Genomic DNA, 19,721 nt, shown 5'->3' with positions numbered 1-19,721 from the left:
GGCTGTCGGCTGCCACCCTCTGCCGGGGTGGTCAGCGCAATCCAGTATTGTCAGGAGCGGTGTTCTAAAGAAACACGGCGGGTGTACCAATAAATAGAGCAGTCTGGCGCGTGATGACGGGCAGTGAAGGCTCCCCCGAACGACGACACCCCGCACAGGGCGGGGTGTCGGGTGGTGCAGTCGGCAGTGCGACAGGGCTCAGTCGTCCGTGATCACGCGCAACAGTTCATGGCAGGCACCGAGGTTGTGATAGTCACACTTGGCGCCGGGCGAGCTCTTCAGGTCATCGAAGCGCTGGTTGTCGGCATTCAACAGGCGATACCAGGCACCGTACTGGTGGTCGATGAAGTGCTGCCAGGTATAGCTCCATAGACGCTCGTACCACTCGGCGTAGTGCGAATCGCCGGTGGCCTCGTGCAGCAGCGCTGCGGCCACCAGGCTTTCGGCCTGTACCCAGAAGTACTTGTCGTCATCGCAGATGGTGCCATCCGGCGCGAAGCCGTAGTAGATGCCGCCACGTTCGCTGTCCCAGGCCAGATCCATCGCGGTATCGAACAGGCGCTGTGCGGTCGGCAGCAGCCAGGCGTCATCGCGGTGACGCCTGAGCATCAGCAGCAGCTTGGCCCATTCCGTCAGATGCCCCGGCTGGAAGCCCCAGGGGCGATAGAGGTTCTTGGGGTCGTCGCGGTTGTAGTCCCAATCGACGTTCCAGTCGCGATCGTAGTGCTCCCAGATCAGACCATCGGCCTTGGCGGCCTGACGCTGGCAGATGTTGCTGGCCAGGGTCATGGCCCGCTCTAGATAGTGCGCCTCGTCGGTGGCCTCGAAGGCGGCCAGCATGGCTTCACAGGCATGCATGTTGGCATTCTGGCCACGGTAGTCGGACAGCGTCTGCCAATCGGCGCTGGCCTCGTCGGCATAGAGCCCCGCCTCCGGCGACCAGAACCTGTCTTCCATCAGCGCGCGGGTCTCCTCGAGCCAGCCGCGAGCCTCCTCGATACCGGCGCGCCAGGCCGTCGCATAGGCCAGCATCACGAACGCCAGGCCGTAGCACTGGTTGGTGTGGTCTGCCTCGCCTTGCTCGCTCAGCGACCACAGATAGCCACCGGTCTGCGGATCGAGATGGACATCGCGCAGGTAGTCGATGCCGTGACGGGTCGCGGCCAGACACTGCTCATCACCGCTGCGCAGATATTCCATCGCGAAGTTGAAGACCATCCGCGTGCTGCTGACCAGATGACGCGCCGCGGGCGCATACACCGTGCCGTCGTCGCGCCAGGCCTGGAAGTAGCCACCTCGCTCATGGTCTATCGCCTTGGGCAGATAGAAGTCCATGATCGAGCGGATATGCGTGTCCAGAAAGCCGCGGCTGGCGAACGTTGCCGGCATGGGCGGTACTGTCTGGCGTGACAGCGGTGCCTTCTGCGGCGCCTGCGCCAGTGGAGAGGCGTGTTGGGACCGTTGTTGAGGCTGTTGCCAAGAGGCGTGCTGAGTCATCAGGAAGCCTCCACGACGCCGGCTGCCGCCTTGCTGGCGGTGAAGCTCTCCAGCGGGTTGAGCCAGTAGAGATCCATCGCCGCGGTCCATGAGAAGTCGCGGCCACCACAGCCCTCGCCGGTCACCGAGTTGAAGTACTCGTAGTAGCCGGCGGCTTCGATGCACTGCTGGCTGGCCTGCTTGATCCGGTCGGCCTCGCGGGACATGCCATATTCCTCGCAGCCGATGGCCAGCATCCAGTTGATGTGCAGCCAGCTCGGTCCGCGCCAGTAACGCTTCGGCTCGAAGCGGGTGCTGGCCGGATGGGTGGAGGCGACACCGAAGGGCGCCTGGGCCAGCCATTCCACGAGCAGCCCGCCCATGCGCTGCGCCTGGGCGGTGCTGGCGACACCGGCGAACAGCGGCAGAATGCCGGCGGTGGTGACGTGCTCCAGCAGCACGTTGGCACGCGCATCGCGACTCAGGAAACAGCCCAGCTCATCGCTCCACAGCGCCTGCACGCCTTCCTCGGTGCGTGCCAGCGACTGCTTGAGGCTGAAGAGCGCCTCGCCGTGGGTGTTGACCAGCCCCAGACCGGCGGCATCCTCTTCGCACAGCGCGATCAGGTCGCGCGTACCACGGTGCAGGATGGAGATCAGGCTGATGTCCTCGACGCGGTACGGGCAGTCGCGATACAGCACCTCGGCGTCGTGCGCGTTCTGCTGGAAGAACTTCACCAGATAGATGTAGCGATCATATTCGTACTTGTGCGGGCGCTCGGAGGGATCGACCAGACCGGTATCGCGACGCACGTATTCGGCATCGACCGGTGGCACGCCAGCCAGCGGGCCATCCCACTGGGGGCTGTTGTCCATGCCCGATTCCCACGGGTGATAGCTGCAGACGCGGCCGGTGTGTTCCGGATCACGGTCGCGGTAGAACCACAGGTGGTAGCGGATGACGCCGGGCAGGGTGGCGGCCAGCTTCTCCTCGGCAAGCCGGCGATCACGGCCCTGTTCGAACAGCAGCTTCATGACGCTGGCCAGCACCGGCGGCTGGGAGATGGCGCTGGTCGCCGGGCTGCGCTGGACACCCCAGACTTCCGGCCCCGGGAAGTAGGTTTCTGCGTCACCGTGGAAGACGATATGCGGCACCATGCCGTTGTCCCACTGACCTTCCAGCAGGCGCTCGACCTCACGCCATGCACGCGCCTCGTCACCGGCGGCCAGCCAGCCCAGCGCGGTGATGGCGGCGTCCCAGTTCCATTGGAAAGGGTAGAGGCCACGCGTGGGCACGGTGTAGCCGCCCAGGTCGTTGAGCTTGAGAACGTCGTGAGCGCTGAGCGCGTCGAGCTTGGCATTCATGTAAGTCGGCTCCGTTCGGGATGAAAGGTCTGGGCTGAAAGGTCGGGTAGAGAGAGGTCGGGGTGCCTTATGCCGACATCAGGTGGCCGCTGTGGTCGTAGAAGCGCACCTTCTCGGCCAGCGGGCGGATGTGGATATCGCTGCCATTGCCGACATCGAGATCGCTCGGCACGTTGACGCGAATCATCTCGTCGCCGAAACGCGCGGTCAGCTGCTTGTGCGATCCCAGCAATTCCGAGACCAGCACGCGCACCGGGGCGAAGTTCTCGGTGGGCTCGAAGCGCACCTCGAAGTCCTCGGGGCGGATACCGCACTTGTGCACCTGCTGGCTCGACTGCTCGGGGCGGCTCGGGTGATTCCAGCGTGCATCTGGCGGGATGAAATTCATCGGTGGATTGCCGATGAAGCTGCCGACGAATTCGGTCGCCGGGTAGTGGTAGATCTCGGACGGCGACGCGTACTGCTCGATCTGGCCCCCCTTCATGACCGCGATGCGATCCGCCAGGCTCATGGCCTCGACCTGGTCGTGGGTCACGTAGATGGTGGTGGTGTCGGAGGCGGCGAGGATGGTCTTGAGCTCGGCACGCATCTCCAGGCGCAGCAGGGCATCCAGATTCGAGAGCGGCTCATCCATCAGCAGCACTTCCGGTTCCATCGCCAGGGCGCGCGCGACCGCGACCCGCTGTCGCTGACCGCCGGAGAGCTGACCGGAGTAGTGATCGAGGCGGTCCTCGATATGCATCAGTGCGGCGGTTTCCTTCACCTTGCGCTGGATATGCGCCTCACTGTCCTTGCGCACGCGCAGGCCGAAGGCGATGTTCTCGGCCACCGTCATGTGCGGGAAGACGGCGTAGTTCTGGAACACCATCGCGATGCGACGATCGCGCGGTGCCAGCGAGGTGATCTCGCGCTCGCCGATGCGGATCGAGCCGCTGCTCTCGTATTCCAGCCCCGCGATGATGCGCAGCAGGGTGGACTTGCCGCAGCCGGACGGGCCGAGCAGCACGGTGAATTCCTTGTCACGGATCTCGAGATCGATGGACTTGAGGATTTCCTGCTTGCCGAACTGCTTGCGTACGGCGCTGATCTGGATGGCTGACATGGTCGGACTCCTTGTAATCGTGAGCGACGGCGCTGGATGGGCAGGTGACAGCCGTCGTCATGCATTGGCCGGTTGAAGGGCCCTACGCTAGCGGTTGGAAATGCCCCACATGCTGAACAGGTACTTCCTGATCGCGAACAGGAACAGCAGCGCCGGGACGACCAGAATCAGACCACCGGCATACTTGATCTCGGCGGGTGACTCGGAAAGGCTCTGCACCAGGAAGGCGGTCAGGGTGCGGTTCTCGACGGTGAGAATCGCCGAGGCGAACACCTCGTTCCACGAGATCACGAAGGCGAACACGGCCGAGGCGGTGATGCCCGGGGCGGCCAGCGGCAGCACCACGCGGCGGAAGGCCTGCCAGCGGTTGCAGCCCATCAGCCAGGCGGCTTCCTCGAGTTCCACCGGAATGCCCATGAACAGGCTGGAGGTGATCAGCACCGCAAACGGCAGTGCCAGGGTGGCGTGCACCATCGCCAGCCCCAGGATGGAGTCATCGATGCCGACCTGGATGAAGATGACGGCCAGCGGCAGCGCCAGCAGCGGCATCGGGAAGGCCCGCGACAGGATGATGATCATGCGGTAGGCATTCATGCCCGGGAACACGAAGCGGGCCAGCGCATAGCCTGCCGGTGCGCCGAGCACGATGGCGATCACCATGGTGAAGGCGGCGGCCAGCAGCGAGTTGCCCAGCGCACTGATCACGCCCTGGTAGTGCCAGAAGAAGTCGAGGGTCTCGAAGCTCAGCGCCGGGGTCAGGGTCTTGGGCCAGCCGGTGATCTGCTCCGGCGTGCTGACGCTGTTGAGCATCAGCAGGGCGATGGGCACCAGCACCCACAGCACCAGGATCGAGACGCCAGCCCGGAACAGCCATTTCCAGGCCATGTCATTGCGACGTGGCTTGTGGGCGGTCTGCGCCACCTGGCGTGAGCAATCGGCTGAGGAGGCGCTTGCGCGTGACGAAAGCGATGACGGCATGACGGCCTCGGAAGAAGAGGATTTCATCAGCGGGCCTCCTTCGGCACGTTGAGGAACTTGATGTAGCAGCCGGTGATGACCACCGAGATCAGCATGATCAACACCGCGTAGGCCGCAGCGGCACCTGTCTGCTGGTAGAGGAACTGCCAGTCGAAGGTCTCGCTCATCAGTACCGGCATGTCACTGCCGCCCAGCATCATCACTACCGCGAAGACCTCGAGGGCCAGCAGGGTGCGCAGGATCAGCGCCGACTGGATGCTCGGGCGCAGCATCGGCAGGGTGATCTTCCACAGGCGCTGCCAGTAGCTGGCGCCGAACACCTGACCGGCCTCGTCATATTCCTTGGGGATCAGCCCCATGCCCGATACCAGGATCACCAGCACGATGGCGGTACCGCGCCAGATCTCGGCGACCACCACGGCCAGGAACAGCGCGAAGGCATTCTGATAGTTGAGCCAGGACGCCGGCGCATCGATCACGCTGACCGCGCTCAGGAAGCTATTGAGGAAGCCGAACTGCTCGAGGATCGCCAGCCAGATGATGCCGGCGGCCAGATCGGAGATGCCCAGCGGGATGGTCCAGATGTAGAGGATGCTGTCGCGCCCCTTGTTCATCTTTGTGACCATCAGCGCCATGCCGATGGCCAGCACCAGCTGGACCGGCACCACGACCCCGGTGAGCAGCAGGGTGTTCTTGAGTGAGGGCCAGAAGTTGAAGTCCTGATAGATGCGCGTGAAGTTGGCCAGGCCCACGTCGCCGTCACTGCTGGTGAAGGCCTCGGCGAAGATCTGGATGAACGGATAGAGAAAGAAGGCACCCATGAACAGCAGGCTGGGGGCGATCAGGTAATAAGGTAGCCAGCGATCGTGCTTCATCTTTGCTCACCTTTGGCGTTGTTGTGATGGCTTGTCGGAATGGTTTGGTGGCACCGGGTCGGCATGACAGGGGTTGGCGTACCGTCATGGCGACCCGTCGGGGGGTGCCGTTGCTGCTGCTGTGTTGCGAGTGCTGCGAGTGATGCGTGTGTGGCGAGTGAGGCGTTCTTGAGTGTTGCGTTCTGGCGCCAGCGGCTTACTTGACCGGGCAGGGGCCGTCGCTGGGCGTATCCGGGAGCCAGCAGCCTGCGCCTGATGTGTTGATCAGCGTCTGCAGGCGCGGGGCGAGGATATCCAGCGTCTCCTCGATGTCGGCGTCGCGCAGTACGATCTGCACGAAGGCATCGCGGTAGATCTTGTTGAACAGGCCCGACTGCTGGCCCAGGCCGCTGGGCAGCAGCGAGAGCACGGCGTCATCGGCGGAGGACTGGGCCGCGACCGCCTTGCCGGACATGCGAATGCTGGCGGGCAGGTCATCGGGAAGCTCGGCCTCTACCACCGGGAAGAAGTTGGTGGCGCGCAGGGTGCGAATCTGTGCCTCGGGTGTCATCAGATAGCGGATCAGCTTGCGCGAGGCGTCAGGGTTCGGGGCATTGGCGGGCACTGCCAGGCCAGCGACCACCGGCATGTAGCCGCGCCCGCTGGGGCCGGCAGGGGCCGGGAAGGCCACGTACTGATCCGGCTGCTTGTTGAAGGCATCCTTGAGGCGCGCGGTGTGATCAAAGGCGACCCACACCTCGCCATTGAGCAGCGGTTCCTGCATGAAGCCGTAGGCGGTGGAGCGCGGATTGGTCACCGCCCAGATCTTGCGGAACTTCTGCCACATGGCCACGGCACCGGCGCTGCGGAACTCACGTACCACCGAGTGGGTGAAGGACGGGTAGAGATAGCCTTCCAGGAAGCGGTGGATCAGCCCCTTGCGACCGGCCGGGAAGCCCAGCTTGGGGCTGCCGGTGGCCTCCTGCATGTTGCGTCCCCAGGCCAGCAGCTCGTCATAGCTCAGCGCATTCAGGTCAGCGCCTTCGGGCAGGTAGGGCAGTGCCTTGCGATTGGCGGCCATGATGTAGGTCGCCTGCATCCACGGGATGTAGCGCTGCTTCTCGCCGCCCAGCTTGCCCAGCGTCATGTACTGCTGGCTGATGCCCGTGTCCGCAAGCGAGCCTTGCAGGTCATCCAGCGGCGCCAGAATGCTGGGCGTCAGCGACCCCAGTTCGCCGTGCAGCCCGCCGAGCAGGTCCAGCGCGCCCTCGGGGCTGGTCTTCTCCGCCTCGAGACGCGACAGGAAGGTGCCCGTCTCCTGCGGCATGTAATTGATGGCCTCGGCGTAGGGTGCCAGCGCGATCTCGCGCATCTGCTGGGCCTCTTCCAGCGGTCTGGCCTGGGTGCTGAAGAAGGTGATGTCAGCGAGGGCGGACGTACTGCCCAGCAGCGCCAACAAAGCGAGGGCGGTTGGCATCTTGCGCATGGAAGTCTCCCCGGTCGGGTGTTGTTTTTCTGGCGTCACGCTGACCCCGTTCTGGCGATGGCATTTTCAGATCAGGCGTTTTGCGGTCAGGCGTCTGGCGTCGTGAGGTCAGTCGATGGCCCTGTGTGCTCAGGCATGTGTGCTCAGGCAGTGGTATCGCGCAGCAGCAGGTCGTAATCGAAGCAGCGATGGCGTGGCGCGCCCTCCTGCGGTGCCAGCACCAGTTCGATCAGCGCCTGACTGACGGTCTCGAACGAGATGTCCAGGGTGCTGAGGCTGGGCTGGCGGTACATCTGCGGCGGCAGGTTATCGGCGCCGATGATGGCGATGTCCTCGCCGGGTGTGTGGCCGCAGGCGCTGACCGCTTCCATCACGCCGTAGGCGAAGATGTCGCTGGCACACACGAATGCGGTGGGGGCGTTGGCCCCGGACAGCGCTTCATGGGCGACCTGATAGGCGCTGGCATAGCCGTGCGGGCAATGGCGCGAGCTGGGCGCGAGGCCGGCGTCGTGCATCGCCTGCAGATAGCCGGTCTCACGTTCGACGGCGGTGTAGAGGTCGCTGAAGAAGTTGAGGAACAGGATGTTGCGATGGCCCAGGCCAATCAGATGGCGGGTGGCGCGCATGAAGCCGTCGGCGGCATTGATGTCGACCCAGTCGTGCTCGCTGGCGCGGCCGGTACGACCGTGAGTGACGAAGGGGACCTTGCTGTCGAGTAGAAAGTCGACGCGCGGGTCCTGAATGCGGGTACGGGCTACCACGAAGGAATCGACCTTGCCGCCATCGATGAAGCGCTTGTAGGTGTCCAGCTCGTTGCGGTCCTCGGGCACCGTGGTGACGATGAGGTCATGTTCCGGTGCGGCATCATGCAGTGCCTGCCCCAGCGCCACCAGCAGGCGGGTGTTGAACTGGTCACGAAAGTCGCCCTGGGCGCCGTTCATGATGTAGCCCACCGAGGAGGTGCGGCCTGTCTTCAGGCGGCGTGCGCTCTGATTGGGCTTGTAGCCCACTTCACTGGCGTAGGCCTGCACCCGCTCACGGGTCGTGGCGCTGACATCCTCGAATCCGCCCAATGCCCGCGAGACCGTCGTGACCGACAGGCCCAGCTGGCTGGCGAGGTGCTTGAGTGTGATGTTCGGCGGCATGGCACTTTTCCCTTTGCGGTAACTTTGAGCGAAAACCGTTACCCGAAACGTTTCGGAAGCGATCTTTTCACTGTTTCAATTGGCTTGGCAATAATGACGAGACCAAAGAATATGTCCGTAATAATCCCGATATCTTTCGCTGAAAATCGCCGATCTGGCTGGCGATTGAGCCGGCGACGATACCACGCTATTTGCACGTAGCGATCTGGCCCACGTCATCGTAGGAAGAGGGGGAAATCCATGTGTCTTGCTGGCAGCGTCGCCGTTCTTTCGTGTCGCGAGGCGACGCTCAAAGGGGGCTCGTGACAGGCATGACCTCCCGGCGGACCTGGTTTGCTGATGACCTGCCGTCAGAGCCAAAAACGCCGACACCCCGCACGGGGCGGGGTGTCGGCGTCTGGAAGCTGATATTGGAGTCAGCTCAGGCGACACTGTCGTGTCATTGTCAGGACCCGGTCATTCAGAGCATCAGTGGCTCTGTGGCGCGAGTGCCGCGGCCTGTTCCTGCTGCTTCTCCTTGCGTGAAGGGCGGATTAGGCGGCCCTGCAGCTCCTCAAGCGAAACACCCTTGGTCTCGGGCATGAAGAACAGCACGAACACCAGTTGCAGCAGCATCATGAACGCGAAGAAGGCGAACACCGGCCCACCGCTGAAGTGGCTGAGGATGGTCGGCATCAGCAACGCGATCAGCGCCGCGAAGATCCAGTGTACGGAGCTGCCGAAGGACTGCCCCATGGCACGGACCTTGTTGGGGAAGATCTCGGAGATGAACACCCAGATCACCGTGCCCTGGCTCATGGCATGCGCCGCGATGAACACGCCCAGCAGCACCGGCACGCCATAGCCGCCCATGGCGGAGAAGTCCTCGAGATGGAAGGCCCAGGCGATCAGGCACAGCGACAGCAGATAGCCGGCCGAGCCGATCAGGATCAGGGTGCGGCGGCCCAGCTTGTCGATCAGTGACATCCCCAGCAGGGTGAAGACGAGGTTGATCACCCCGATTCCGGCCGTCGAGAGCAGGGCGGCGCTCGCTTCCAGCTGCGCCTCGGCCAGAATGCGTGGCGCGTAGTAGATGATGAAGTTGATGCCTGACAGCTGATTGAAGGCCGCGATCAGGAAGGCGAACAGGATCGGCAGGCGATAGCGCCACGCGAACAGACGGGTGTGCTGCTTGGCACTTTCCTCGCTCTCGGTGCCACGGATGATGGCGATTTCCTCGGCGATGTCGGCCTTGGGGTTGATCAGTCGGATGATCTCGGCAGCGGCCGCCTCATCGTTGCGCTTGAGGATCAACCAGCGCGGGCTGCGCGGCACCTTGCAGATCATCAACAGATAGAGCGCGGCCGGCACGGCTTCCACCCCCAGCATCCAGCGCCAGTTCTCACCATCGATGAAGCCGATGAAGTAGTTGGAGACGAAGGCGATCACGATCCCGAATACCACATTGAACTGGTAGAGCCCGACCAGCGCGCCCCGGCGCTCGCGGGGGGCGATCTCGGAAATGTAGATGGGCGCTGCCACGGAGGACGCGCCGACCCCCAGCCCCCCCAGCAGGCGGAAGAATGAGAACACATAAGGGTCGGTCGCCAGCGCCGAACCCAGCGCCGAGACCAGATAGAGGATCCCGATCCCGATCAGGGTCGCGCGGCGGCCGAAGTGATCCGTCGGCCAGTTGCCGAAGATGGCACCGATCACCGTGCCCCACAGTGCCATCGACATGATGACCAGGCCGTGCATGAGGTCGCTCAGACCCCACTGGCTCTGCAGTGAGGTATCCGCCCCCGAGATGACGGCGGTATCGAAACCGAACAGGAAGCCGGCGAGGGCAACCGTGATCGACCATTGAAGAATGCGTGGCATGGCGTGTCTCATCCTTGAGGGCGGGTGGAAGATTAGGGCGTTGGCATGAACGTCGAAAGACAGGCGCAGCCGACTCCATCATGCTGATCTCAGCGGTAGGCGCATATGAGCGCTTGTATCAGTCATTTCACGTGTATATGGCTTGGATACGCCAAGATGAATCGTGTCACCTGACAGTTTCAGCCTATCTGCCCTGCTGAATGTCATCCGCTATACCTTAGGGGGAGAGTCGCCCGAGAGTCGCTTTTCCTCGGCCTCAACTCAGAAATTCCCTCGTCAGAACAGCAGGTTATTGATGTCGCCTTCTTGTTATTCTTTATTGTTTTAACGTTATTCTATTTTGCGTTGTCGCCGCTGCAGGCGTAGGCTTGAGGCATCAATCCTTGAGCGAAGCAGGAGGTCGGAAGATGGCAACCTCAACACAGCGCCCCTAGGTCGAGAGCTTCTTCGACGAAGACAGCAATACCTTCACGCATCTGGTGCGCGACCCGCACTCCCGGCGTTGCGCGATCATCGATCCGGTACTGGATTTCGATTACCCCGCAGCCCGCACCACCACGCAGTCGGCGGATGCCCTGCTGGCTCACATCGCGGACGAGTCGCTGGAGGTGGAATGGATTCTCGAGACCCACGTCCATGCCGACCACCTGTCGGCCGCCGCCTACCTGAAAGACAAGCTGGGCTGTCAGTTGGCGATCGGGGCACGCATCCGTGAGGTGCAGGACATCTTTGCGGACATCTTCGCGGCCGAGGCGGGTTTCGCGCGTGACGGACGCCAGTTCGACCGCTTGCTGGAAGAGGGCGACAGCCTGGCGATCGGCGGGCTTGAATGCCGCGTGCTGCATACGCCGGGCCATACGCCTGCCTGCGTGAGCTACGTGATCGGTGACGCCGTCTTCGTTGGCGATACGCTGTTCATGCCCGATTACGGCACCGCGCGCTGTGACTTCCCCGGCGGTGATGCGCGCACCCTGTACCGCTCCATCCACAAGGTACTGGCGCTGCCTGACAGCACCCGCCTGTATCTGTGTCACGACTATTCCGCCGAAGGGCGCGAGGGCTTCTGTTGTGAGACCACGGTCGGGGAGCAGCGCCTGCACAATATCCACGTGCACACCGGCGTCGATGAAGCGGCCTTCGTCGACATGCGCACAAAGCGTGATGCCGGGCTTGGCATGCCGCGCCTGATGCTGCCGGCGGTGCAGGTCAACATGCGGGCCGGCCAACTGCCGCCTGAGGACGCCAATGATCAGGCCTATCTCAAGATTCCGCTCAATCGTTTCTGACCCTCGCCGCCTGCATAGGTAAATAAATGACGTAGACTTCTTACGTGTCTATGCCCATTTTCTTTTCAAGGAGTCACGGATGAACAATTCTGCCAGCGATCCAGCCTCATCACCGTCACCGGCCACCAGGGGCGAGACGACCGTCACGGTGCCCCCCAATGCCCACAAGGTGGTGATTCTGGGAGGAGGGGCCGGCGGGTTCGCCGTGGCAGCCAGCCTGCTCAAGCGTCAGGCCGGCATGGATATCGCCATCGTCGAGCCATCGGAGCAGCACAGCTATCAGCCGGGCTGGACGATGGTCGGCGGCGGGATCTTCACCCCGGAGTCCACTCGCCGGCCGATGTCCTCGGTGATGCCCAAGGGCGTGCACTGGTATCGCGACTCCGTGGTAGGCATCGACGCGGACGCGCATGAGGTCACGCTGGGGGATGGGCGCAAGCTTTGCTATGAGCGTCTGGTGGTGGCCATCGGGCTTGAACTGGACTGGGCGGCCATTGAAGGCCTCGAAGAGACCCTGGGCAAGAATGGCGTCACCTCCAATTACCGCTATGATCTCGCGCCTTACACCTGGCAGCTGGTGCAGTCCCTGCGCAGCGGTCGTGCGCTGTTCACCCAGCCACCGATGCCGATCAAGTGTGCCGGCGCCCCCCAGAAGGCGATGTACCTGTCCTGCGATCACTGGCAGCGTGAAGATGTGCTGTCGCAGCTCGAGGTCAGCTTCCACAACGCTGGTGGGGTGATGTTCGGCGTGCCGGCCTATGTGCCTGCGCTGGAAGAGGCCGTGAAGGGCTATGGCATCGATGTCAGGTTCCATCAGCGTCTGATCGCCGTGGATGGGGAAGCGCAGACGGCGCGTTTCGAGGTGGGGGCGGCCGAGGAGGGCGGTGAGCCGCAGATCATCGAGCAGTCCTTCGACATGCTGCATGTCGTCCCGCCGCAGAAAGCCCCTGCATTGATCGCGGAGTCAGGGCTTGCCAATGCCGGTGGCTGGCTGGACCTGGAGCCGGAAACCCTGCAGCACATCACCCATCCCGATATCTTCGGTCTGGGAGATATCAGCGGTACCTCGAACGCCAAGACCGCCGCGGCCGTGCGCAAGCAGGCGCCGGTGGTGGTGGAGAATCTGCTCGCGACCCTGGCCGGCGGTGCGCTCTCAGCGGGCTATCGTGGCTATGGCTCCTGCCCGCTGACGGTGGAGAACGGACGCATCGTGCTGGCGGAATTCGGCTACGGCGGTGAGCTACAGCCGACCTTCCCCAAGTGGCTCAATGACGGCACGCGCCCGACGCGCCTGGCCTGGCAGCTGAAGGCGCGCGGACTGCCGTTCATCTACTGGAACCTGATGCTCAAGGGCCATGAGTGGCTGGCGCGTCCGGCGTCACGCGATGTCTGAGCCGTCCGAGCTGACCAACATACGCTCGCGCGGCGCGCTTGCCCGCTGGCTGCCGCTGGCGGGTTGGCTGGCCCAGTATGATCGCCAGAGTCTCGAGCGTGATCTGCTGGCGGCGGTGATCGTCAGCGTCATGCTGGTGCCGCAGGCACTCGCCTATGCGCTGCTGGCGGGGCTGCCGGCGCAGGTCGGCCTGTATGCCAGCATGTTGCCGCTGGTGCTGTATGCGCTGTTCGGCACCAGCAGCACGCTGGCCGTCGGGCCGGTGGCGATCATCTCGTTGATGACGGCGTCTGCCATCGCAGGCATGAGCGGTGCCGATGGTGCCGCGCTCTCGACGCCCGAGATGCTAGCCGCTGCGCTGCTGCTGGCGCTCATCTCCGGTGCCATGCTGGTGGCGATGGGGCTGTTGCGGTTGGGGGCGCTGGTGAATTTCATCAGCCACCCGGTGATTTCCGGGTTCATGACGGCCTCCGGTGTCCTGATCATCGCCAGCCAGCTCGGGCCCTTGAGTGGCCTGAGCATCAAGGGCGGCAATCTTCTGGAGATGGGCGAGTCGTGGCTGTCATTGCCGCAAGGGGCCGGCGTGCATTGGCCGACACTGGCCCTCGGACTGGGCTGCTGGGCCGCCCTGACGCTGGCGCGTCGTCATCTCAAGCAGGGCCTGATGGCCCTCGGGATGCGCGAGAGCGCGGCGGGCATGCTATGCAAGACCACGCCGATCCTCGCCGTCATCCTGTCCAGTCTGCTGGCCTGGGGACTGCATGATCCTCTTGATCAGGGCGAGCAGGGTATGGCACTGGTCGGCAGCGTGCCCGGCGGATTGCCCGACATCAGTCTGCCGAGTCTTGTCAGCAATGACTGGTCGGGGCTGTTGATCTCGGCACTGTTGATCAGCGTGGTCGGCTTCGTCGAATCACTGGCACTGGCCCAGACCCTCGCCGCGCGTCGGCGTCAGCGCATCGACCCCGACAAGGAGCTGATCGCGCTGGGGCTCTCTAACATGGGCGCAGGCGTCAGCGGCGGCATGCCCATCTCGGGCGGGCTATCGCGCTCGGTGGTCAACTTCGATGCCGGGGCGGCCACGCCACTGGCGGGGGCCTTCACGGCCATCGGCATTCTGCTCGCCAGCCTGTGGCTGACCGACTGGCTGGCGTGGCTGCCACGCGCGACGCTGGCGGCCATCATCATCGTCGCCACCACCAGCCTGATCGATATCGCGGCGATCAAGCGTACCTTCCGCTACTCGAAGGGCGATGGGGCGGCCCTGATGATCACGCTGGTGATTACCCTCGTGCAGGGGGTGGAGAGTGGCATCATCGTCGGTATCCTCGTGTCACTGGGGCTCTATCTCAAGCGCACCAGCCAGCCGCACAGTGCGCTGGTCGGACGCGTGCCGGGCAGTGAGCACTTTCGCAATGTCGAGCGCCATGAGGTCGAGACCGACCCCGAACTGGCGATACTGCGCATCGACGAGAGCCTGTATTTCGCCAATGCGCGCTATCTGGAAGACACCGTGCTGGCGCTGATGGCCGAACGCCCCTCGCTCAAGCATCTGGTGCTGGCCTGTCAGGCGGTCAACCTGATCGATGCCTCCGCGCTGGAAAGTCTGGAAGTCATCAATGAGCGCCTGAGCGCCGCTGGCGTGAAACTGCATCTGAGTGAAGTGAAGGGCCCGGTGATGGACCGCCTCAAGCGCTCGGAGCTGCCAGCGAATCTCGGCGGTGACATCTATCTCAGCACCTTCGATGCCTGGCAGGCGCTGAGCATCCACGGCAGCCATTGTGGCCAGTGCTGCGCACGGGATGGGGTCAGCCAGACGGCGGCGGCCGGCTGATAGGAGAAGGCGCTGGTTTCATGGAAAAGCCGTGAAGGGAAGCCGTAAAGGAAAAGTGGTGAAGTAAAAATCGTAAACGAAACGCCCCGCCTCGAGGATTGCCGAGGCGGGGCGTCGTGTCATCGGGTCAGGCAAGACGCTCAGCCAATACGTTCAGTCAAGTACCGGCCCAATGATGTGCTTGACCTCCAGATAGCCCGCCAGGCCCCACGGGCCCAGCTCACGGCCGATGCCGCTACGCTTGAAGCCACCCCAGCTGGCCTGTACCAGCGGCAGCTGCTCGCTGTTGTACCACACTACGCCTGCGCGCAGACGACGGCCGACCTGCTGGGCGCGCCTGGCATCACCACTGACCACCGTGGCCACCAGCCCGAAATCGCTGTCGTTGGCGAGGCGAATCGCCTCGGCCTCATCCGCCACGCGACTTGAGCACAGCACCGGCCCGAAGATCTCCTCACGCCATAGACGGCTTTCCACCGGGACATCGGTGTAAAGCGTCGGCGCCACGAAGTAGCCCTTGGCCGGCAGGCTGCGATAGGTATCATCACGCAGCGCCGTCAGACCTTCCTCGCGCGCCACATTGAGATAATTGAGCACGGTGTCACGTTGACGCGCGCTGGTCATCGGTCCCATCTGGGTCGCGGCGTCCAGCGGGTCACCCAGCACCAGGGCATCGATACGACTGGCCAGGGCGGTGTGCAGGTCATCGGCGATGGCCTCATGCACCAGCAGCCGCGAGGTGGCGGAGCAGATCTGCCCGGCATTGAAGTAGATGCCCGCCATCACCCAGTCGGCAGCGTCGTCGACGTCGGCATCGTCGAGCACGATGATCGCTGACTTGCCGCCAAGCTCCAAGGAGACGCCGCGCGTGCCGCAGGCCGCGGCCTGCATGACCTTCTCGCCGACCACATTGCTGCCGGTGAAGGAAATCTTGTCGATGCGCGGATGACGCGTCAGCGGCGCGCCGATGCCCTCGCCATCGCCGTGCAGCAGGTTGAACACGCCTGCCGGCAGACCGGCTTCCAGCGCGATCTCCGCCATCACCTGCTCCGGCAGCGGTGTCACTTCAGACGGCTTGATCACCAGGGTGCAGCCCGCGGCGAGCGCCGGCGCGACCTTCCAGGCGCTGGTGACCAGCGGGAAGTTCCACGGCGTGATCAGTCCCACCACGCCGGCCGGCTCCTGATAGCTGTGCGCCGCATAGCCTTCGACATCATGCGCTACCACCGCGCCCTGACGCGCATCCAGCGCGCGTGCCTGGGCGGCGTAGTAGCGGTAGCAGCCGATGGCGTCATCGAGATCGATCTCGGCCTCGGCGCGAATCTTGCCGTTGTTGCGGCACGACATCTCCACCAGCGCTTCCCGGCGAGATGTCAGCCCCTCGGCGAAGGCCTCCAGATAGACGGCACGCTCGGCGCCACTCAGTGCCTGCCAGCCCTCGAAGGCATTGGCAGCCGCCGTGACGGCAGCCTGTACATCACGCGCGTCACCCGCCGTCACCTCGGCGATGACGGTTTCCTCGAAGGGATTGGTGACCGCCAGACGACGCTCGCCGTGGGACTTGACCCACGCGTTGTTGATGAACTGATGATCGAGCTTGTGCATGGACATTCCTGACATGTGTGTGTCTTGCCGCCTGCCAACTCAGGGCCACAGGCGGGCATTGTTCAGTGTTGTGGCGCGATGTGGCGAGCCAGGCTCACTGTGCGATTGAGCGCTGCCACCCGGCCGCGTCGATTTCCACCAGCAGCGGGGCGCTAGCGTCGCGCTCGTCCAAGGCGACCTGCAGTGCCTGGGGGGAATCGATGGCGACGGCGGCACAGCCGAAGCCGCGGGCCAGCAGCTGGAAGTCGGGGGCCTGGATGTCGACGCCCAGGCGCGTGACGCCGGCGTTGTCCATGAAGCGGCGAATCTCCTCATAGCCCTGGTTGTGCCACAGCACGATGACGACCGGCAGCTGTTCTTCTACCGCGCAGGCGAGTTCCGACAGCGTGAACATGATGCCGCCATCGCCGACCAGCGCGATCACCGGCAGGTCCGGGCGGCCGAGTGTCGCGCCCATCGCTGCGGGCAGGCCGTAGCCAAGCGTGCCGTAGCCGGTGGAGGCATTGAAGTAGCGGCGTGGCGCCGGCTGGCTGAGCAGATGATTGGCGGCGTAGACCGTCGCGCAGGAATCGCCGACCCAGATTGCCTCCGGCAGCGCTTGCTGCAGGGTGTCGAACAGCGGCACGTAGGGCGCGAAGGCCGGGTCGGTCGGTAGCGCGAGGGCTTCCAGCGTGGCGGCGGTGATCTGCGCGCCGCGACCTGTGCCTTGCGGGCTGCCCTCGGGGTCAGTCAGCCGACTGGCGAGAATCTCAAGCGCCAGGCCGGCATCGGCGACGATACCCAGTGCGGCGGCATGATTGCGCGCCAGCTGTTCGGGGTCGATGTCGATGCGAATCAACTCGCCGCCGATCACGAAGCCATCATCGAACACCACGTCGTAATCGGTCTCGCCAAGCTCGGTGCCGATCGCCAGCACCACATCGGCGTCGCGCGCCAGTTCGCGTACCGCAGGCAGTGCGGCATTGGCGCCGAGATCCAGCGGGTGGGCGCTGCCGAGAAGCCCCTTGGCATTGATGGTGGTGACGGTGGGGGCATCCATCGCCTCTACCAGCTGACGCGCGGCATCGGGTGCGGCGACACAGCCACCGCCCAGCAGTACCAGCGGGCGCTCGGCGCCTGTCAGAAGGGCCACGGCCTCGTCGATCAGCGTCGGGTCTGGCGCGAGGCGGCCGATGCGCGGGCGCGTGACGTCATGGGGGGTGCGACCGGCGGGCGGTGCGATCTCGGCATTGAACAGGTCGATGGGAATCTCGATATGCACGGGGCCGGGGCGGGCGCCCTCGAACAGCGCAAAGGCGCGGGCCAATACTTCCGGCAACGCGGACGGGTCGAGCAGGGTATGGCTGAAGCGCGCCACGCCCGAGACCAGCTGCTGCTGGCTGGGCAGCTCATGCAAACGCCCCTGGCCCCGGCCGAGGGTGTCGGTGCGATTGACGCTGGAGATCACCAGCATCGGGATGGAGTCGGCCAGCGCCTGTCCCATCGCGGTGGTGATGTTGGTCATCCCCGGGCCGGTGATGATGAAGCACACCCCGGGCATGCCGGTGCTGCGGGCATAGCCATCGGCCATGAAGCCGGCGCCCTGTTCATGGCGTGGGGTGACGTGGCGAATGCTGCGCGCGGCGGGGTCGGCATCCGGCTCCAGGCCCCGGTAGAGCTCGACGGTATGCACGCCGGGAATCCCGAAGACGGTATCGACGCCGTAGGTATCACGCAGCAGTCGGATGAGGAGTTCAGCACAGGTCATGGCAGGCTATCCAGCAGGCGGGAACACCCGAGTGCTCCCGCGGAGTCAACAGACAAGTCGTTAGGGGCATCGCCACAAACTCTCCTGGCAAGGCCCCTGACGCTGACAGGTCTCAGAACACGAAGACGTGAGCGATACCGGCGATGATCGGCAGGGTGATCAGTGTGCGCAGCACGAAGATGGCCACCAGCTCCCACAGCTTGAGCGGAATCTTCGACTTGAGCAGCAGGGCACCGATCTCGGACATGTAGATCAACTGGGTCAGGGACAGGCAGGCGATCACGAAGCGGGTCAGTTCGCTGTCGATGTCCTTGGCCAGCACCGCCGGCAGGAACATGTCGGCAAAGCCGACCAGCGTCGCCGGGGCTGCCTCTGCCGCGTGGGGAATCTGCAGCAGTTCCAGCAGCGGAATCATCGGGTAGGACAGCCAGGTGAACACCGGCGTGAACTCGGCCAGCATCAGCGCCACGGTCCCGATGGCGATCACCACCGGCAGCAGACCAAGGAAGATGTCCGCCACGTTGAAACCGGCCGATTTCACCAGCTTGAGCGGGCCCGGGGCATGCTCGGCGCGCGCGACCGCCATGCCGAGTGAGTAACGCAGCACGCCACAGTCACTCTGGTTCTCTTCACTGATCTGGCAGCCGACCGGCTCGTGGTAGTCATCTCGCTTGCGCGACAGCGGCGGCAGACGCGGCACGATGACGGCGGCGATCAGCCCTGCGATGACGACGGTCAGATAGAAGGGCACGAACAGGTGATTGATGTTCATGAAGCTGGTGACCAGCAACGCGAAGGCAATCGAGACCACCGAGAAGTTGGTGGCGATCACCGCCGCTTCGCGCTTGCTGTAGAAGCCCTGCTCGTACTGCTGGGTGGTGATCAGCACGCCGACGGTGCCGGAGCCCATCCATGAGGCGGTAGCATCGATGGCGCTGCGCCCGGGCAGATTGAAGATGGCGCGGAACGGACGGCGCACCAGGCTGCCGATGAATTCCATGAAGCCGAAGTCGACCAGCAGCGGCAGCAGAATGGCCGCGAAGAAGAAGAACGTCAGCAGTACCGGCGCGAGATCATTGAGCATCACACCGCCGGTGAAGGCCGCGGTGACCTGAGTCGGCCCCCACTGGAAGTAGGTCATCAGCGCGAAGATGGCGCCGAGAGCGCGCATGGCAAACCACACCGGCGCGACATCGAACAGCTCGTGCGCTGCGCCCTGACGTGCCCAGTTCGGCCTGGCGAGCTTGACGAAGCCGGTGAGGATCACCGACAGACATAGCACCGCGACGGCGATGGCGGGCAAGGCGCTGCCGAGCGCGGCCTTGAGCCAATCGGCCATCAGGCCCATGCCGATGTTGATGGTGTCGCCGACACTGAATGGCACCAGGAAGAAGCTGACGCCGAGCAGTGACGGCACCAGGAATTTCATCAGTCCCTTGGCCGTGAGCGGCACCGGGCGGGTGGCGATGAGGTCTTTCTGAGCTTTCTCGCCATTTTGTGTCTTGTCGGAACGTGAATCACCGCTTGAGCTGGAGCGGGGCGGCGTGTGATCCGCCGTCGGGTCGATGCTGGTTGTCATTCGGGTCACCTT

Annotated in this window: 14 protein-coding genes; 3 read left to right on the top strand and 11 right to left on the bottom strand. The window is 64.2% G+C overall.

The window, feature by feature from the left end; translation table 11 throughout:
• Positions 1–198: 198 nt before the first annotated feature.
• The 8 genes from F8A90_RS09830 to F8A90_RS09795 form a co-directional block, all read right to left on the bottom strand.
• The gene (locus F8A90_RS09830) at positions 199–1,497 is read right to left on the bottom strand and encodes an AGE family epimerase/isomerase (RefSeq protein ID WP_325096910.1); all 1,299 of its coding nucleotides are present in this window, start codon (positions 1,495–1,497) and stop codon (positions 199–201) included.
• Positions 1,497–2,840 carry an MGH1-like glycoside hydrolase domain-containing protein gene (locus F8A90_RS09825; protein WP_200016877.1) on the bottom strand — a complete coding sequence of 448 codons (1,344 nt, stop codon included), beginning with the start codon at positions 2,838–2,840 and terminating at the stop codon, positions 1,497–1,499. Before F8A90_RS09825 ends, F8A90_RS09830 begins: the two co-directional genes overlap by 1 nt.
• 67 nt (positions 2,841–2,907) lie before the next feature.
• Positions 2,908–3,942, bottom strand: a complete 1,035-nt coding sequence (locus tag F8A90_RS09820) for an ABC transporter ATP-binding protein (protein ID WP_200016876.1) — start codon at positions 3,940–3,942, stop codon at positions 2,908–2,910.
• Between the two features lie 87 nt (positions 3,943–4,029).
• A complete protein-coding gene (locus tag F8A90_RS09815; protein WP_200016875.1) occupies positions 4,030–4,947 on the bottom strand; it encodes a carbohydrate ABC transporter permease in 918 nt (305 codons plus the stop codon).
• Complete coding sequence (locus F8A90_RS09810; RefSeq protein ID WP_200016874.1) at positions 4,947–5,795, bottom strand: carbohydrate ABC transporter permease; 849 nt, start codon at positions 5,793–5,795, stop codon at positions 4,947–4,949. Before F8A90_RS09810 ends, F8A90_RS09815 begins: the two co-directional genes overlap by 1 nt.
• A 196-nt stretch (positions 5,796–5,991) precedes the next feature.
• On the bottom strand, positions 5,992–7,260 hold the full coding sequence (locus F8A90_RS09805; RefSeq protein ID WP_200016873.1) for an extracellular solute-binding protein: 1,269 nt from the start codon (positions 7,258–7,260) through the stop codon (positions 5,992–5,994).
• Positions 7,261–7,403: 143 nt separating this feature from the next.
• On the bottom strand, positions 7,404–8,405 hold the full coding sequence (locus tag F8A90_RS09800; RefSeq protein ID WP_200016872.1) for a substrate-binding domain-containing protein: 1,002 nt from the start codon (positions 8,403–8,405) through the stop codon (positions 7,404–7,406).
• Positions 8,406–8,873: 468 nt separating this feature from the next.
• Complete coding sequence (locus F8A90_RS09795; protein WP_200016871.1) at positions 8,874–10,277, bottom strand: sugar porter family MFS transporter; 1,404 nt, start codon at positions 10,275–10,277, stop codon at positions 8,874–8,876.
• A 464-nt stretch (positions 10,278–10,741) separates the two neighbouring features.
• On the opposite strand from F8A90_RS09795, the gene F8A90_RS09790 reads away from it, so the two are divergent.
• The 3 genes from F8A90_RS09790 to F8A90_RS09780 all read left to right on the top strand — a co-directional run bounded on the left by F8A90_RS09790 (position 10,742) and on the right by F8A90_RS09780 (position 14,778).
• On the top strand, positions 10,742–11,551 hold the full coding sequence (locus tag F8A90_RS09790; RefSeq protein WP_233593648.1) for an MBL fold metallo-hydrolase: 810 nt from the start codon (positions 10,742–10,744) through the stop codon (positions 11,549–11,551).
• 79 nt (positions 11,552–11,630) lie between these two features.
• The gene (locus F8A90_RS09785; RefSeq protein WP_200016870.1) at positions 11,631–12,944 is read left to right on the top strand and encodes an NAD(P)/FAD-dependent oxidoreductase; all 1,314 of its coding nucleotides are present in this window, start codon (positions 11,631–11,633) and stop codon (positions 12,942–12,944) included.
• Positions 12,937–14,778, top strand: coding sequence for a SulP family inorganic anion transporter (locus F8A90_RS09780; RefSeq protein WP_200016869.1), 1,842 nt, complete (start codon positions 12,937–12,939; stop codon positions 14,776–14,778). Before F8A90_RS09785 ends, F8A90_RS09780 begins: the two co-directional genes overlap by 8 nt.
• A 153-nt stretch (positions 14,779–14,931) precedes the next feature.
• On the opposite strand, the gene F8A90_RS09775 is transcribed toward F8A90_RS09780, so the two are convergent.
• The 3 genes from F8A90_RS09775 to F8A90_RS09765 form a co-directional block, all read right to left on the bottom strand.
• The gene (locus tag F8A90_RS09775) at positions 14,932–16,383 is read right to left on the bottom strand and encodes an aldehyde dehydrogenase family protein (RefSeq protein ID WP_200016868.1); all 1,452 of its coding nucleotides are present in this window, start codon (positions 16,381–16,383) and stop codon (positions 14,932–14,934) included.
• Positions 16,384–16,477: 94 nt separating this feature from the next.
• On the bottom strand, positions 16,478–18,130 hold the full coding sequence (locus F8A90_RS09770) for a 5-guanidino-2-oxopentanoate decarboxylase (protein WP_200016867.1): 1,653 nt from the start codon (positions 18,128–18,130) through the stop codon (positions 16,478–16,480).
• Between the two features lie 112 nt (positions 18,131–18,242).
• Positions 18,243–19,559: a YjiH family protein gene (locus tag F8A90_RS09765; RefSeq protein ID WP_442778903.1), complete on the bottom strand. Its 1,317-nt coding sequence runs from the start codon at positions 19,557–19,559 to the stop codon at positions 18,243–18,245.
• Positions 19,560–19,721 lie beyond the last annotated feature (162 nt).

The organism is Cobetia sp. cqz5-12, assembly GCF_016495405.1.
Lineage (GTDB): Bacteria > Pseudomonadota > Gammaproteobacteria > Pseudomonadales > Halomonadaceae > Cobetia.
The sequence above is the reverse complement of the archived record's forward strand: the minus strand, read 5'-3'. Positions and strand labels throughout refer to the sequence as shown.

What these genes read in the sequence shown, in the direction of transcription:
- F8A90_RS09800 (WP_200016872.1), bottom strand. Translation starts at nt 8,405, where the DNA reads ATGCCGCCGAACATCACACTCAAGCACCTCGCCAGCCAGCTGGGCCTG.
- F8A90_RS09830 (WP_325096910.1), bottom strand. Translation starts at nt 1,497, where the DNA reads ATGACTCAGCACGCCTCTTGGCAACAGCCTCAACAACGGTCCCAACAC.
- F8A90_RS09780 (WP_200016869.1), top strand. Translation starts at nt 12,937, where the DNA reads ATGTCTGAGCCGTCCGAGCTGACCAACATACGCTCGCGCGGCGCGCTT.
- F8A90_RS09795 (WP_200016871.1), bottom strand. Translation starts at nt 10,277, where the DNA reads ATGAGACACGCCATGCCACGCATTCTTCAATGGTCGATCACGGTTGCC.
- F8A90_RS09820 (WP_200016876.1), bottom strand. Translation starts at nt 3,942, where the DNA reads ATGTCAGCCATCCAGATCAGCGCCGTACGCAAGCAGTTCGGCAAGCAG.
- F8A90_RS09825 (WP_200016877.1), bottom strand. Translation starts at nt 2,840, where the DNA reads ATGAATGCCAAGCTCGACGCGCTCAGCGCTCACGACGTTCTCAAGCTC.
- F8A90_RS09770 (WP_200016867.1), bottom strand. Translation starts at nt 18,130, where the DNA reads ATGACCTGTGCTGAACTCCTCATCCGACTGCTGCGTGATACCTACGGC.
- F8A90_RS09775 (WP_200016868.1), bottom strand. Translation starts at nt 16,383, where the DNA reads ATGCACAAGCTCGATCATCAGTTCATCAACAACGCGTGGGTCAAGTCC.
- F8A90_RS09765 (WP_442778903.1), bottom strand. Translation starts at nt 19,559, where the DNA reads ATGAAATTCCTGGTGCCGTCACTGCTCGGCGTCAGCTTCTTCCTGGTG.
- F8A90_RS09815 (WP_200016875.1), bottom strand. Translation starts at nt 4,947, where the DNA reads ATGAAATCCTCTTCTTCCGAGGCCGTCATGCCGTCATCGCTTTCGTCA.
- F8A90_RS09785 (WP_200016870.1), top strand. Translation starts at nt 11,631, where the DNA reads ATGAACAATTCTGCCAGCGATCCAGCCTCATCACCGTCACCGGCCACC.
- F8A90_RS09805 (WP_200016873.1), bottom strand. Translation starts at nt 7,260, where the DNA reads ATGCGCAAGATGCCAACCGCCCTCGCTTTGTTGGCGCTGCTGGGCAGT.
- F8A90_RS09810 (WP_200016874.1), bottom strand. Translation starts at nt 5,795, where the DNA reads ATGAAGCACGATCGCTGGCTACCTTATTACCTGATCGCCCCCAGCCTG.